Origin of the sequence: Brucella sp. JSBI001, from assembly GCF_026014005.1 — a bacterium.
GTDB classification, from domain to species: Bacteria; Pseudomonadota; Alphaproteobacteria; order Rhizobiales; family Rhizobiaceae; genus Brucella; species Brucella anthropi.
Genome location: NZ_CP110339.1, coordinates 2,818,584 through 2,833,279, shown reverse-complemented (window position 1 = coordinate 2,833,279; position 14,696 = coordinate 2,818,584). Strand labels below are relative to the sequence as shown.

Sequence of the window (14,696 nt, the reverse complement as noted above, 5' to 3'; positions counted from 1 at the left end):
ACCATGGCCGATAGACGCGAATTCTCCCCCGTTGTGACAGGCATGGTTGTCGATGGCATTCTTGTCGTCACGATCGACAACCCGCCGGTCAATGCCACCTCTGCCGAGGTGCGCAAAGGGCTTGCCGCAGCCATTCACCATGCTTCCGCAACAGCTGCGATCCGGGCGACCGTGCTGAGCGGTGCAGGCAAGATCTTCATCGGCGGGGCGGACATTCGCGAATTCGGCAAACCGCCGGTTGAACCGACATTGCCGGATGTCATCACGATCATCGAAAACGCCGACAAACCCGTGGTGGCCGCAATCAACGGCCCCGCTTTGGGCGGCGGACTTGAAGTAGCACTTGTGGCTCACGCCCGCATCGCATCGACCAGCGCCTCCTTTGCCTTGCCGGAAGTCAAGCTTGGGATCGTGCCCGGCGCTGGCGGCACACAGCGCCTGCCCCGATTGATCGGGTCGCTCGCAGCACTGGACATGATCGCCATGGGACGCCAGATTGCCCCGGACGAAGCGCAGCAACTGGGCCTGATCAACCGGATTTCGGACGGCGATCTTGTGACCGACGCCATCGCGCTTGCCCATGCGCTGGTCGGCAAGCCTTTGCGCCGGACCGGCGATCTGCCGGTTACCGCGCCCGATGCCGCCACCTTTGAACAGGCCAAAGCGAAGATACTGAAGAAAGCGCGTGGCGCGACCGCCCCTGGCGAAGCCGCGCGGCTGGTGCAGCTTTCCACCACGATCTCGATTGCCGAAGGTCTGGCCGAGGAACGGGCAACCTTCATCCGCCTGCGCGACAGCGAAGAGGCGGCCGCCTTGCGGCATCTTTTCTTTGCCGAACGCGCCGCTGGAAAAGTCGAAGGCATGGAGGCAAAACCTCTGGCGCTTTCGACCATCGGCATTGCCGGGACCGGCCTGATGGGATCAGGCATTGCCGTCGCCTGCCTTGCCGCTGGCTACACGGTTATCGGCTATGAAACGACCACGGAAGCAGCTGCCAAAGGCCATGCGCGGATCAGCGATATGATCCAGAAGGCTGTCGATAACGGCAGGCTTTCCACCGAAGCCGCAGACGCGCAACGCGCAAAGCTCTCCGTCAGTGCCGATATGGCTGCGCTTGCCGATGCCGATCTCGTCATCGAAGCCGTCTTCGATGATTTCACCGTGAAGGCGTCGCTGTTCCGCGAGCTCGACGCTTTGCTGCCTCCAGCAACCATACTGGCAACCAATACCAGCTATCTCAATCCGGATGAACTGGCCGCCGTTACGAACCGCACCGACCGAGTGCTGGGATTACATTTCTTCTCGCCAGCCAATATCATGCGGCTTCTGGAAGTGGTGCGCTGCGCGGAGACCTCCGACGAGACGCTTGCAACGGGTATCGCCTTTGCCCGCAAAATCAAGAAGCTGCCCATCGTCACCGGTGTCTGTGAAGGCTTCATCGGCAACCGGATGTTTTCGGCCTATCGCACGGAAGCCGAGAAAATGCTGGCTGAAGGCGCCTATCCCGAAGATATCGATCGTGCCATGGAAGCCTATGGCTTTCCGATGGGACTCTTCGCGGTTTACGACATGGCCGGCCTGGAAATTGCCTGGGCACGGCGCAAGAGAGCGGCGGCAAGCCGCGATCCTAACCTTGCCTATTTCGACGTTGCCGACAAACTATGCGAAGCCGGGCGTTTTGGCCGCAAGGCCGGTCTCGGCTGGTATCGCTATGCGGACGGTGTCCGCACAAGCGACCCCGACGTCCACGCGCTGATCGACGATTACCGCGCGCGCAACGCCATTGTTCCTCGCAGTTTCAGCGATGAAGCGATCATGCAGCGCCTGCTCGCCGCTATGGCGCATGAAGGGCAAGCCCTGCTTGAAGAAGGCATTGCGCGCCATTCCGACGACATTGATCTCGTTCTGGTCAACGGCTACGGCTTTCCCTCGATCAAGGGCGGCCCCCTGTTCGCGACACGCCAGACTGGAGAAACCCGATGACAGAAGCTTTCATCTGCGACTACATCCGCACCCCCATCGGACGTTTTGGCGGGGCGTTGTCCAGCATCCGCACGGACGATCTTGCCGCTATTCCGCTCAAAGCACTGGTCGAGCGCAATCCGGCACTGGATTGCGAGGCGATTGAGGACGTGATTTTCGGCTGCGCCAATCAGGCAGGGGAAGATAACCGCAATGTTGCGCGCATGGCGGCACTGCTTGCCGGTTATCCCGTTACCGCCACCGGTACGACGATCAACAGGCTTTGCGGTTCCGGGATGGACGCCGTGCTTGCCGCCGCGCGTGCCATTCGTGCAGGCGAAGCAGAACTTATGATTGCGGGTGGTGTGGAAAGCATGAGCCGCGCGCCCTTTGTTTTACCTAAAGCAGACAGCCCGTTCTCCCGCCGCGCAGAAATTCACGATACGACAATTGGCTGGCGTTTCGTCAATCCGGTGATGAAAGCTCAATATGGCATCGACTCCATGCCGGAGACCGGGGATCACGTGGCTGTCGATTACGCGGTCACACGCGCCGATCAGGATGAATTCGCCTTGCGAAGCCAGAAGAAGGCTGCAGCAGCACAAGGCAACGGCCGACTGGCGCAAGAAATAACGCCCGTTTCCATTCCTCAGCGCAAGGGTGATCCCGTGGTCGTCGGTGCTGACGAACATCCGCGTGAAACCACGCTGGACGCGCTGGCCAAACTGAAACCAATCAACCGGCTGGAAGGTGCCACGGTTACAGCTGGGAATGCGTCGGGCGTCAACGATGGAGCGGCAGCGCTCATCATTGCTTCGGAAGCCGCTGCCCGTAAGTTCGGCCTCACGCCTGTTGCTCGAGTTCTGGGTGGTGCTACGGCAGGTGTTCCTCCACGCATCATGGGTATCGGCCCGGCGCCAGCCAGCCAGAAATTGATGGCACGGCTGGGAATGAAGCAGGAGCAGTTCGATATAATCGAACTGAATGAAGCTTTCGCCAGCCAGGGATTGGCCACGTTACGTCTTCTTGGAGTTGCCGACGACGACATCCGCGTCAATCCGAATGGCGGTGCCATCGCTCTCGGACATCCGCTCGGCATGTCCGGAGCGCGCATCACCGGCACGGCCGCACTGGAATTGAAACTTGGCGGCGGTCGCTTTGCGCTCGCCACTATGTGCATCGGTGTAGGGCAAGGTATCGCCATCGCGCTTGAAAGGGTTTAGCGTCCATCGCAACGATCAGCCCTTTAGAGCGCGTCAGTCTGCAATCAAGGCAAGCGTATCTCGATGCCTAACAAAGTTTCTGCAAAAGTCGTTGCGTTGCTTCAATGTCCTGGATCATCAGACTGCCCGCTTTTTTTGCGTCGCCGGCACGAATGGCATCCAGCATTTCGTAATGATAGGCTGAATAAGGATGGATAATACCCTGGTCCACTTGCTGACGGACATGATTGGAAAGAAGGCGCATATAGGGTCCAAGTCGCAGCCACAGCGTTTCAATCATCTGGGGTAATGTTTCCGATCCCGATAGTTCGTAGATCGTGAAATGAAACTCCTGGTTCTTGCGCAGCATCTCATAGATCTTGCCTTCTTGACCGAGAGCTTCATGCTCCCGCGCGAGCGTCAGACAGCGGTCAATATCGGCAGCCGTCATCCGCGGCGTTGCAAGTTCGGTGGCGAGCCCCTCGAGAGCAACGCGGACCCGACAAATGTCATCCAACCGTGTCCGCGAAATATCAGGCACACGTGCCGATCCATTACGGGCGATTTCCAGTCCGTTCTCCGCCGCCAGCCGTCGCAGCGCCTCACGTACGGGCATATGGCTTGTGCCGAACTCCTCGGCAAGTGAAGCGATCGTCACCGCCTGCGACGGCTCGAATGAGCCCCACATCAAAGCCTGGCGAAGCTGTTGGTAGACACCGTCCTGCACAGTTACGCGCGAGGATACCTTCAACAGACGGGTTTCACCGATCATTTGCTTCAAATCCCTTGTCTCCGTGTTCCTCAGTTATAGCATTTTACCACCCGATAGGATCACCGGGTGTCGCATAAATACGGTGAAAACAACAGGTTCGAGCAGAAATCGGCATGGAACCAAAAGGCTTAATCGAGCGCCAGCCTATCCAGCGCATCACACAAGGCTTCCGTTTCCATCAGGGAGGTCACCGACCCAGGTGAAAACCGCAGAATACGGCTGCGACAATCACAGTAAAAATTTTCAGCCTTCAATGCGGTCACGATCGCGGCCGCCCTTTCAGCCGAAACCGCTTGCACCATCACGCTGCCGCCGCGCTCTTCAGGCCTTTCTGGAGAGACCAACGACAGTGCAGTGTTGGCAGCGACCCGTTCCACAATCTTGCCGGTCAACAGTTCGTTATGCCGGGCCAGCACGTCGACACCTGTCGCGGAAACAAAATCAAGGCCGGGTTGCGAGGCTATAGCCGCCAGCACGGCAGGCGTGCCATGGTCGAAGCGCCGCGCATCGTCGGCATAGGCAAAAGTATCAAGATCCCAGGAAAACGGATTAGGTTGACTAAACCAGCCACGCAATTCCGGCTTGCAAGTCGTCAATAGTCCCGGACGCACATAGATTGCCCCTGCTCCCGAACTTCCACAAAGCCATTTGAGAGACGATCCCACCACGACATCTATCTCTCCGACGGAAAAGGGGCGGATGCCTACGCCCTGGGTGACATCTGCAACGATGATCGTGCCGTGCTGCCTGCCGTGTTTGGACATCAGGTCCAGGTCGGCGCGCTTCGATGTCGTGGACGACACCCATGTCACCAACGCAATCGCAACATCGCTGCCCCAAGCATCGATGAAATCCTCGTCGCGTACAAAACTCTCGCCCTGTCTCATGGGTACGGTTTCAAGCGTAAATCCGAACCGCGCCTGCAACCCGGCCAGCAAAAAATGCAGACTCGGGAAGCAATCGGCGGCGGCCAGAATTCGGCGGCCGCGCAATAATTCCTCAGGCAGTGCACCGATCAGACTGTAAAGGGCCAGTGTCACATTCTCTGCAGTAGTCATGGAGCCTGCGGGGGCGCCGATCAGGTTCTCCCAGCTTCGGATGAAATGCCCGCGCTCCGCCAGCATTGCCGGCCATTGAGAGTCATTTTCTGCCGACCAGATATCCGAATAACGACTAAGTGCCGCTTTCACCTTTTCCGCTTTACCCGGAAAGGTACCGATCGAGTGATAGAGAAAATAACCGCTCATATTATGCCTGCCATTGCTGTTGCCGATACCCGCCGATGAAACCAGAATTGGACTATCGGACTCTCTCCTTTTTGAACCGCGCCTCAAGAAGCGCGACCAAGCGCACAAGCGGCAGCAGGAGGATGAGATAGATAAGCGCTGCGCCGATCAATGGTGTCGGATTGGCATAAAGCGCCTGCGCGTCCTGCGCTTCCTTCAAAAGCTCGGGCAGAGCCACAGTAGACGCCAATGCGGTGTCCTTGAACATGGAAACACAATTGCTGGTAGTCGGCGGAATGATGATACGGATCGCCTGTGGCAAAACCACTTTCCACAGAGTAACCGGGAATGGAATTCCAAGCGCAGAAGCAGCTTCGAACTGGCCGCGTGGTACACTTTCGATGCCGGACCGGAACACTTCCGCCGAATATGCCGCCATAACCATGGAGAAGGACATGATGGCAGAGGTCCAGGCAGAAAAGCGTATCCCGATGAATGGCAGTGCATAATAGATCAGGATCAGCACGACCAAAACCGGCATGGCGCGGAATACATCGATATAGGCGATCGCGAGATAACGAAGAACCTTCGGTCCGTAGATACGGACAATACTGATCAGCAAGCCCGACAGAACACCAAAGAAAATGCTGGCGATACCGATGAGAAACGTATTGAGCAGGCCACGTCCAAGCGCTGGCAGGCTCGAAGCGAGAACATCGGTGTTCAGGAAGGTTTCGACGAATGTCATATTGGCGTCCTTCGCAGGCAAATCCTGGGAGCGCACGACCGGTCAGTCTGAGAAGTAACGGTCGAAGATGGGCCGATCCTGCAAATGCGGCCCATCTGTCACCAACATCAAAAGATTACGGCTGCGGGATCGGCACGACGGTGACTGTCGAGGAACTGGCTGCAGGTTCCGTACCGAACCACTTTTTGTGAATAGCCGCAGTGGTCCCATCCTGCTTCATGGCGGTAATCGCATCGTTGAGCTTGCCAAGCAACGGATGGTCCTTCGCCATCATCAGACCATATTGCTCCCCGGTCTGAATTCGGTCTTTCACGGCAAACCCCTTCATCTTCAGAAAGAGATGTTCCATGCCGGGTATGTCGGAAATGACGGCATCTATGCGGCCTGCACCGAGATCAAGAAACAGATCCTGTTGCGAGTTATAGCCTTTGATATCGGCGAAGCCTTTGGCCTCTTTGTTTTCCTTGACCCATTTTTCGCCGGTAGAGCCGGAAAGGGCACCAACGGTCTTGCCATTCAAATCGGCCAGTCCGGTGACAGCACTATCGGTCTTGGTCGCAACCCCGATGTCTGAATCGTAGTAAGGCTGGGTGAAGGACTGTGATTTCAGGCGTTCCGGCGTAATTGTTATGGACGAAACCGCCACGTCGATACGCCGGGAAGTCGTTGCGGCAAACAGGGCCTGAAACCCGTAATCAGCGATTTCCGGCTCCAGACCGACCCGTTTGGCTGCCTCGGTCGCGATATCGATTTCGAAGCCTTCGAACGTCCCATCGGCATTTTTCAACTCGAAAGGTGGGTTACTGGGATAGGCACCGATATTAAGTGCATCGGCAGCCAGAGATGCAGATGTCATGGCAAAAGAGCTCACAGCCAGAGCGCTTGCAAGGCCTGCCATAGCCAGAAAATTACGGCGACAGATCATCATGTTGTTATTCCCTCTATGGGTCGTTTCTTTCGGCAGAAGTTCCTGCTCCTACCTGCGTCGACCTATTTGATTATTTGATCATATGGAATTTTAAGTTTCAACTAAAATCGCATTGGTCTGAGCAACCAGACCGCAGCGAAGATGCTCCAGTCATTCAAAGGGAACCAAAGAACCGCTGAAGGCGATCCATGGCTTCATTGACACGTGCAAGCGATTGCGAACCGAAACAGACACGCAAATGCCCTTCACCGCCCGCTCCGTAAAAACTCCCCGCTTCCAGCACAACGCCCGCCTCTGTCATGATGCGTTCAGCCATGTCCTGCGACTTAAGACCCAATGCAGCGATTTTGGGAAACGCGTAGATCGTGCCTTCCGGCCAGTCGCACGTGACACCTGACATTTGATTTAACCGCGACACGACAATGTCGCGCTTTACTTTGTCTTCCGTCACCAGTTCGGCCAATATCTCCTCTGGCCCCGAGACCGCCGCCAGAGCCCCCGCCTGAATGAATGTGTTCACGTGAGTGACGTCGTTGGTCGTGATCTTCAGGATACCTTCGATCATATGCCGCGGTGCGGTGAGATACCCAAGTCGCCAACCATCCATGGCGAAACTCTTGGTAAAGGCGAACATTGAAATCGTTCGCTCCTTCATGCCGGGCAACGAAGCGATCGAAACATGGCGCGCGCCATCAAACAGTATCTCTTCGTAAACCTCGTCAGAAACCACCACCAGATCGTGACGGCGAGCAATATCCGCCAGAACTTCCAGCTCCTCGCGACTGTAGACCCGTCCTGTCGGGTTACACGGATTGATCAGAACAATCATTTTTGTGCGGGCCGTGATCTTCGGTTCGATCAGTTCCGCCTTGATCGAGAAACGGTCGCTGGCATCCAGCGGCGCCAGAACAGGTTTGGCTCCGGCGAGTTCTATCTTGCCGATATGCTGAGGATAATAAGGTTCCAACAGGATCGCCTCGTCGCCCGGGTCAAGCAGCGCCATGAAAGCGGCAAAGGACGCATGGGTCAGCCCGTTAGTGACAACGATATCGGAGGCTGAAACATCCATGTCATTCTTCTCACGCAGACGGGCGGCCAGGGCTTCGCGCAATTTTGGAATTCCCTGAAAATGCGAATAATGGACATCGCCTGCCATCAGTGCATTGACCGTCGCCTGCTTGATATGCAGTGGCGTATCGGCATGGGGGCTGCCAAGCTCCATGTGAATGAGGTCACCGGCATTCGCTCCGAGTGCCGCCGCCCGGGCATACATGCCAAAAGATTTGCTGGAACTTTCGGTGATGCGTCTGGCAAGGCGGATCATGAATCTATCTCTCCTGTTGTTTTCCGTCTCAGCCCCGCCCCTCAGCGAGTGTCAAAGCCGGCCTTCCGGGAACCTGGTCAGCTGGCGTAATCAAACCAGCACCGTCCTGTCCCTTTGTTTTCACATCTTCGTCCTGAGCAGACTGCATAAACGCAGCTTCAACCTGGATTGGCTTCCCAACATGCGCGTATCTAAAGATCATTTGATCAAATAAGCAAGTGAAATATTCCCTGATAATTTCTGCAAGTGCAGGAATTATATCGTTCCTTATATCCAATTGTTATTATTGTGTTTTTTATCGTATCTCAACGCGATGGCAGAGAGTAGGTCAGTAATCCATATCGAACAGCGGATATGGGAATGCTATTCCTCATTGTCATCCATGAGGTGATTGCCGACCGATTTTTTGACACGCTTCATATCTCTCAGCAACGAAGCGATCGTGTCGCGATCGACCTCGGCCATCAGATCACGTAACCAGCTTTCATGGACCCGTGCCATTTCTGCGAACACCGTCTGCCCAGTATCAGTCAATCGCGCGACGGTAACGCGTCTGTCGGCACCAGGTGTTTCACGACGCACAAGACCGTCGGCTTCCAATCGCTCAATCAAGCCGGTGATGTTGCCATTCGTCACCATGGTCCGACGCGAGAGTTCTCCCAGCCGCAACCCGTCCGGTTCCCGGTAAAGCTGGGCAAGAATGTCAAATTGTGGCAGCGTGACACCAAATTCATTGCGCAGACGGCGGCGGATTTCCTGTGAAACCAGTCTGGTTGTTGCCAGCATACGCAGCCAGAGGCGCAATTCCTGCTTCTCGCCCTCATCGACTTCGGTGACTATAAATTCGAGATCCATTATCCGCCCGGTGCATATCGTTGCGCTGCAATCAATGAGAATTGCGCCAGACAGCCGATATTTCAAGCCTAAATTAACCTGACCGCTACACCCCTGCCCTTTATTGGTCGGCAGATCACACAAGAACCTTCCCTTAAAGCAATCGAACCGTGAAGAATGCCGTCGACATGCGAGCCCAGTTTTTTTACAGATGGCCGATATTATACTTGAATGCATATAACTGCATTACCTTGCATGAGGTTTTACTACCAGTCACAGCAGGACATACGGACAGAAAAGTCCATAAATTTGGTCTATTGGCGAACGCTCTTCTGCCGCGAGAAAATTCCTGGAAGATTTTGTAAAAGAGATACTTGCAAGAGCATATTTCCTGCCATAGGCTTCGAGTGAACGTCCGAAAGAGACCGGTTCATCAAGGACCGCACAATAATGCCGGCGCCGGCTCAGGGCGAAATGGGGATTTCATGAACGATACATCTGCTCTTTCCAGCCTTGCGTCCGGACTGCTGTCTGGCACCGTCAAGGTCGTTGACATCACCGCACCACTCGGTCCGGATACGCCCGTCCTTTACCTTCCCCCGCAATTCGGCAAAAACACACCGAACGTTAAAGTTCACACTATCAGCCAATACGATCAGAATGGTCCGTTCTGGGCCTGGAACTGGATAGAGCTTGGCGAGCACACCGGCACCCATTTCGATGCCCCGTGTCACTGGATCACCGGCAAGGATCACTCCAACAACACCACTGATACGATCCCGCCACAGAACTTCGTTGCTCCCGTAAACGTAATCGACCGTTCCGCACAAGCCGCCGCCGACGCTGATTATCTGCTGACGGTTGATAGCATCAGGGAATGGGAAGCAGAGCATGGCGAAATTGAAGCTGGATCATGGGTTTTGATGCGTACCGACTGGTACAAGCGCAATGGTTCAGCCGATACATTTCTGAATGCCGATGAAAACGGCCCACATTCTCCGGGACCAACGGTTGAAGCAATCGAGTATCTGCTTTCCAAAGGCATTATCGGTTGGGGTCAGGAAACAGTCGGTACGGATGCAGGATCCGCAGGAGCCATGACCCCTCCATTTCCGGCACACAACCTCATGCACAAGGCAAACCGATACGGACTGGCAAGCCTGAGCAACCTTGATCAGCTACCAGCCAAGGGGGCGATCCTGATCGCAGCACCCCTGAAATTCGTGAAAGGAACCGGCTCGCCGGTCCGTGCACTCGCACTCGTCGTCGGAGAAAAAACGACCGGACAGTAGCATCTGCGACAAGGAAGTCCTGCACCGAGCCAAGAAAGGCTACGTCACATACTATAAAGTATGTTGCGATTCACTGTCTCCAGCGATTGGAGGCAGTGAGAGTGCCTTTGATCGAACTGATTTCGAATGGTCGGTGATCGAACCACTTCTTCCGACCACAGTGCGCGGCAAACCTCATGTCGATGAACAGCACATTTCGAACGGTATTCTCTGGCATCTGAGAACAGGTGCACCCGCATTCCAGTTCGATACGATCCTCTTCTTGGAGGCTTGCTTTAAGAGGTTTGATCTCTTTTCGTCATTGTGCAGGCGGCGCGGGCGGAAAATCACCCTGCGGCTGCGGCTGCGGCGACGGCGAGGATGGTTGCGGCTCCGGTTCAGGGGCCAGCGGCGACGGATTATCCATCATATTGCCGCTATCTGGCTCCGGATTGGGCAGAGACGTATCGGGCTTGTCGCCGAAAATGCCGAGACGCGCTTCCACAGCCTTACGACCCGCTTCGTCATAGGCACCGCCGGGAGCGGCCTTCGCCCAGCCATTGGCAACCAGCCATGCGGCTGCATCTTCATTGCCCAGCAAGCATTCGGTCGCCACCGCGCCACCGCTGTCGTTTTCAGGCAGGCGGCACATGACGGCACGGGAGCGCAACCATTGCCGGAAGGCAGTGCGCGCCTGCATGCCGCATGGCCAGCTTTCACCGGAAGCGGTCTGGCAGGTCTGTTCCAAGGGTACGATTTCGATGCCCTGCAATTCAATAATACGGCCCTGACTTTCAAGCCGTCCGGCCGCCACAGCGACAGGTCGCTGCAAAAGCTGCATCTGTTCACCCGCATCGACAGGCGTGGCCGGTGCCGGTGGCTCCGGCGGCTTGGGCGTGGATGCAAGACCGAGATCGCTCAGCGGTGGACGCGGTGCTTCGCGTTCAATGCCGTTGTCATTCACCTGGTCGTTGACCTTGCCGTTCTCTTTCCACGCAGGCGGCTGCCCTTCAACGGGGGCGGTTTGGCCCGGTTGCGGCGACGTCTCCTCCGAAGCATTGCCCGTTTCAGGCGATGTCTCCGGCTCGTTATAGTCAAACTGTTCGACGACGATACCGTTTCCCGTACCGGATTCTGTCTTCGTATCACCGGAGTTGATGACGACCACCGGGCGATCCAGTGCACCATAGAACGGCGCCACGAAGGCTGCGATCAGAACTGCGCCTGTTATGCCAGCCAGACCGCCGAAAACGGCGCGTGCATGGCTTCTATCCTGCGATTGCGCCATTACTGGCTCGCCCATAAAATGCGGGCGACCCATTCGATATCCCTGGACTCGAAAATGCGGTTCGGATGTTCGGGATTGAGCGAATGAAGCTCAATGGTTCGTGGCGTCTGGCGATGCAGGATCTTGGCCATCACTTCTCCGTCTTTCGTCCGCACCACTACGCGATCGCCCCGGCGAATGGCGGTATTGGGTGCTACGATCAGCGTATCGCCATCACGGTAAAGGGGCAACATTGAGTCGCCCGAAACCTCCAGCGCGTACACACCTTCCCCCGATCCGGCCGGGAATTCCACAATGTCCCAGCCTTGTCCAACCGGGAAACCGGCATCGTCGAAATAGCCGCCAGCGCCCGCTTCGGCCATGCCGAGCAATGGAATGGACTGCATGTCCTGCGTATATTCGCCGAATTGCGGCGTGCGATTTTCGCCACGGATGAGCCGCGTGAATTCATCGAACGTCGAGCCGGTGGCTTCCATCACCTTGGCCAGCGATTCCGTCGAAGGCCAGCGCGCACGCCCATCGGAAGCATAGCGCTTGGATTTGTTAAAGGTCGTAGGGTCGAGCCCTGCACGACGCGCCAGCCCGGACGCGCTCAGGGAATGACGTTCAGCCAGGGCATCAATGGCCGCCCACACGCTCTCGTGAGAAAACATAGTAATGATCCGCCACCTAGGTTCCGACATATCTTCCTGAATAATCCCCATCAGGAAAGATATATTTCAAAGGATTTTAAACCTATTATTCCGTCCCATCTTCGGCTTCAACCTACCGAAAAAGCAGTAATTGCGCAAGACGGCTGAATTAACAGGGAAAATTTTCTTATCCGGGGATGCTGCAGTTCAGCTATGACAAGAAGCACAAACAAAAAGCGCGGCATGAAACATGCCGCGCCTGATGATCTTGCGAAGGGTTAAGCTTACGCTGCCTTCTTTGCTTCCGTCTTGTAAGGGTTGAAACGCTGGTAGAAGCTTTCACCGTTTTCGGCCATGTCGAGCAGAAGTTTCGGCGCCTTGAACTGCTGGCCGTACTTCTTCTGCAACTCCTTGGCAAGCTTGACGAATTTCTTCGCACCCATGCCATCGATATAGGAAAGCGTACCGCCCGTATAAGGCGCGAAACCAAAGGCAAGAATGGAGCCGACATCGGCTTCACGCGGATCGGTGACAATGCCTTCTTCCATCACGCGGGCAGCTTCCAGAGCAATGGTGACGAGGAAGCGCTCTTTCAGCTCCTTTACATCGATCTTGTCCGGATTCTGCTGTGGATAGAGATCCTTGAGGCCCGGCCACAGATGCTTCTTGGCAGGCTTCGCCGGATAATCGTAGAAGCCCTTGCCGTTCTTGCGGCCCTTGCGGTCGAACTCGTTGACGAGACGATCCACCAGTTCTACATGGCGCGGATCGACCGCCTTTTCACCGAGATCGGCAAGGGTTGCCTTGAGGATCTTCTGTGACAGGTCGATAGCGGTTTCGTCGTTGAGCGCCAGCGGACCAACCGGCATGCCAGCCATACGGGCGGCATTTTCGATCATCGCAGCAGGCACACCTTCAACGAGCATGTTGTAGGCTTCCGACATATAGCGCAGCACGCAGCGATTGACGTAGAAGCCACGTGTATCGTTGACGACAATCGGCGTCTTCTTAATCGCACGAACGTAATCAAGGGCTACGGCCAGAGCCTTATCCGAGGTCTTTTTGCCGAGGATCACTTCCACCAGCATCATCTTGTCGACAGGCGAGAAGAAGTGAATGCCGATGAAGTTCTTTGGACGTTTCGAGACTTTCGCAAGACCAGTGATCGGCAGGGTCGAGGTATTCGACGCGAAAACAGCAGAAGTTTTCAGCACTTCCTCGGCCTTCTCAGTCGCAACGCGCTTGACTTCACGGTCCTCGAACACGGCCTCGATCACCAGATCGGCACCTTCGAGAAGCGCGTAATCCGGCGTTGCCGTGATAAGCGACAGGAGCTTTTCCTTATCGGCTTCCGTGGCGCGGCCCTTCTGCATTTCCTTGGCAATAAGATCAGCCGTGTGCGCCTTGCCCTTGTCGGCAGACTCCTGATCGCGGTCGATCAGCACCACCGGAATGCCTGCCTTGGCGGTCACATAGGCAATGCCAGCGCCCATGAAGCCAGCGCCGATGACGCCGATCTTCTTGAGCTTGGTCGGCTTTTCATCGACCGGACGGCGTGCGCCCTTATTCAATTCCTGCAGCGACACGAAGAGCGAACGGATCATCATGCCCGCTTCAGTCGTCTGGAGGATTTCGGTGAAGTAGCGCTGCTCGATCTTGAGGCCGGTATCGAACGGGACCAGAAGGCCCTCATAAACCGACTTCAGGATAGCGAGCGCCGCCGGGTAATTGCCAGAAGTTTCGCGGCGCAGGATAGCGGTCGCGGCAGGCCATAGATTGGCACCGGCAGCGGAATAGATGGTACCACCCGGTAGCTTGAAACCCTTTTCATCCCATGGCTGAACCGGCTTGAGGCCACCCTTGATGAGCTTCTTTGCGGTCTCAACCAGCTTCTTGGCCGGTGCAATCTCCGTGACGAGACCCATCGCCTTGGCGCGCTGCGCCGTCAGGCTGGAGCCGGTCGTCATCATCTGAAGCGCGTCCTGCTGGTTGGCAAGGCGCGGAACGCGCTGCGTACCGCCAGCGCCCGGAAACAGGCCGACTTTCACTTCCGGCAGGGCCATCTTCACGCCCGGCGCATCGGATGCCACGCGGGCATGGCAGGCGAGCGACATTTCAAAAGCGCCGCCCATGCAGGTGCCATTGATCGCCGAAACCCAAGGCTTGCCGCAAGTTTCAAGCTTGCGGAAAAGACCGCTCATCTTGCCGACATTGTCGAACAGGGTCTGGACCGCGCCCTGCGGGTCCTTGGCCTTCTGCTTCTGGAATTCCTTGAACATGCCTTCCAGCATGGTCAGGTCGGCGCCACCAGAGAAGCTGTCCTTACCTGACGTAATAACAACGCCCTTGATCTTATCGTCGGCAGTCACCGCGTCGATGATGGAATTCAATTCCTGCATCGCCTCGACGGTGAAGACATTCATCGACTTTTCAGGCATGTCCCAGGTGACGAGAGCAATGCCATCGGCGTCGGTTTCAACTTTGAAATTTACATAAGCCATTCGTAAAA

12 protein-coding genes and 1 pseudogene are annotated in these 14,696 nt (G+C 56.2%); 4 read left to right on the top strand and 9 right to left on the bottom strand.

The window, feature by feature from the left end; translation table 11 throughout:
• Positions 1 to 3 precede the first annotated feature (3 nt).
• Both LJ361_RS13405 and pcaF read left to right on the top strand, forming a co-directional pair.
• Complete coding sequence (locus tag LJ361_RS13405) at positions 4 to 1,983, top strand: 3-hydroxyacyl-CoA dehydrogenase NAD-binding domain-containing protein (RefSeq protein WP_264811725.1); 1,980 nt, start codon at positions 4 to 6, stop codon at positions 1,981 to 1,983.
• Positions 1,980 to 3,185 carry a 3-oxoadipyl-CoA thiolase gene (gene pcaF / locus LJ361_RS13400; protein ID WP_264811724.1) on the top strand — a complete coding sequence of 402 codons (1,206 nt, stop codon included), beginning with the start codon at positions 1,980 to 1,982 and terminating at the stop codon, positions 3,183 to 3,185. Before LJ361_RS13405 ends, pcaF begins: the two co-directional genes overlap by 4 nt.
• Before the next feature lie 67 nt (positions 3,186 to 3,252).
• Here pcaF and LJ361_RS13395 read toward each other — a convergent pair whose 3' ends face one another.
• The 6 genes from LJ361_RS13395 to LJ361_RS13370 all read right to left on the bottom strand — a co-directional run bounded on the left by LJ361_RS13395 (position 3,253) and on the right by LJ361_RS13370 (position 9,140).
• Positions 3,253 to 3,936, bottom strand: a complete 684-nt coding sequence (locus LJ361_RS13395; RefSeq protein ID WP_010659202.1) for a GntR family transcriptional regulator — start codon at positions 3,934 to 3,936, stop codon at positions 3,253 to 3,255.
• A gap of 128 nt (positions 3,937 to 4,064) precedes the next feature.
• Complete coding sequence (locus LJ361_RS13390; RefSeq protein ID WP_264811723.1) at positions 4,065 to 5,183, bottom strand: aminotransferase class V-fold PLP-dependent enzyme; 1,119 nt, start codon at positions 5,181 to 5,183, stop codon at positions 4,065 to 4,067.
• Positions 5,184 to 5,235: 52 nt separating this feature from the next.
• On the bottom strand, positions 5,236 to 5,910 hold the full coding sequence (locus tag LJ361_RS13385) for an amino acid ABC transporter permease (RefSeq protein WP_010659204.1): 675 nt from the start codon (positions 5,908 to 5,910) through the stop codon (positions 5,236 to 5,238).
• 115 nt (positions 5,911 to 6,025) lie between these two features.
• Positions 6,026 to 6,838, bottom strand: coding sequence for an ABC transporter substrate-binding protein (locus tag LJ361_RS13380; protein ID WP_264811722.1), 813 nt, complete (start codon positions 6,836 to 6,838; stop codon positions 6,026 to 6,028).
• Positions 6,839 to 6,992: 154 nt separating this feature from the next.
• Positions 6,993 to 8,162, bottom strand: a complete 1,170-nt coding sequence (locus tag LJ361_RS13375) for a pyridoxal phosphate-dependent aminotransferase (RefSeq protein ID WP_010659206.1) — start codon at positions 8,160 to 8,162, stop codon at positions 6,993 to 6,995.
• A 363-nt stretch (positions 8,163 to 8,525) separates the two neighbouring features.
• The gene (locus tag LJ361_RS13370; protein ID WP_029376008.1) at positions 8,526 to 9,140 is read right to left on the bottom strand and encodes a MarR family winged helix-turn-helix transcriptional regulator; all 615 of its coding nucleotides are present in this window, start codon (positions 9,138 to 9,140) and stop codon (positions 8,526 to 8,528) included.
• Between the two features lie 341 nt (positions 9,141 to 9,481).
• Here LJ361_RS13370 and LJ361_RS13365 point away from each other — a divergent pair, with 341 nt between their 5' ends.
• Positions 9,482 to 10,288 (top strand): cyclase family protein, encoded by an 807-nt coding sequence (locus LJ361_RS13365; RefSeq protein ID WP_010659209.1) that lies wholly within the window; start codon positions 9,482 to 9,484, stop codon positions 10,286 to 10,288.
• A gap of 85 nt (positions 10,289 to 10,373) precedes the next feature.
• Positions 10,374 to 10,523: pseudogene (locus tag LJ361_RS13360) on the top strand (transposase); the annotation flags it as partial.
• Positions 10,524 to 10,586: 63 nt separating this feature from the next.
• Here the strand turns inward: LJ361_RS13360 and LJ361_RS13355 are convergent.
• From LJ361_RS13355 to LJ361_RS13345, 3 genes are all read right to left on the bottom strand, one after another.
• Positions 10,587 to 11,555, bottom strand: coding sequence for a thermonuclease family protein (locus LJ361_RS13355; RefSeq protein ID WP_010659210.1), 969 nt, complete (start codon positions 11,553 to 11,555; stop codon positions 10,587 to 10,589).
• Positions 11,555 to 12,208, bottom strand: coding sequence for a helix-turn-helix transcriptional regulator (locus tag LJ361_RS13350; protein WP_264811721.1), 654 nt, complete (start codon positions 12,206 to 12,208; stop codon positions 11,555 to 11,557). Before LJ361_RS13350 ends, LJ361_RS13355 begins: the two co-directional genes overlap by 1 nt.
• Positions 12,209 to 12,471: 263 nt before the next feature.
• On the bottom strand, positions 12,472 to 14,688 hold the full coding sequence (locus LJ361_RS13345) for an FAD-dependent oxidoreductase (protein ID WP_264811720.1): 2,217 nt from the start codon (positions 14,686 to 14,688) through the stop codon (positions 12,472 to 12,474).
• Between the last annotated feature and the right edge of the window lie 8 nt (positions 14,689 to 14,696).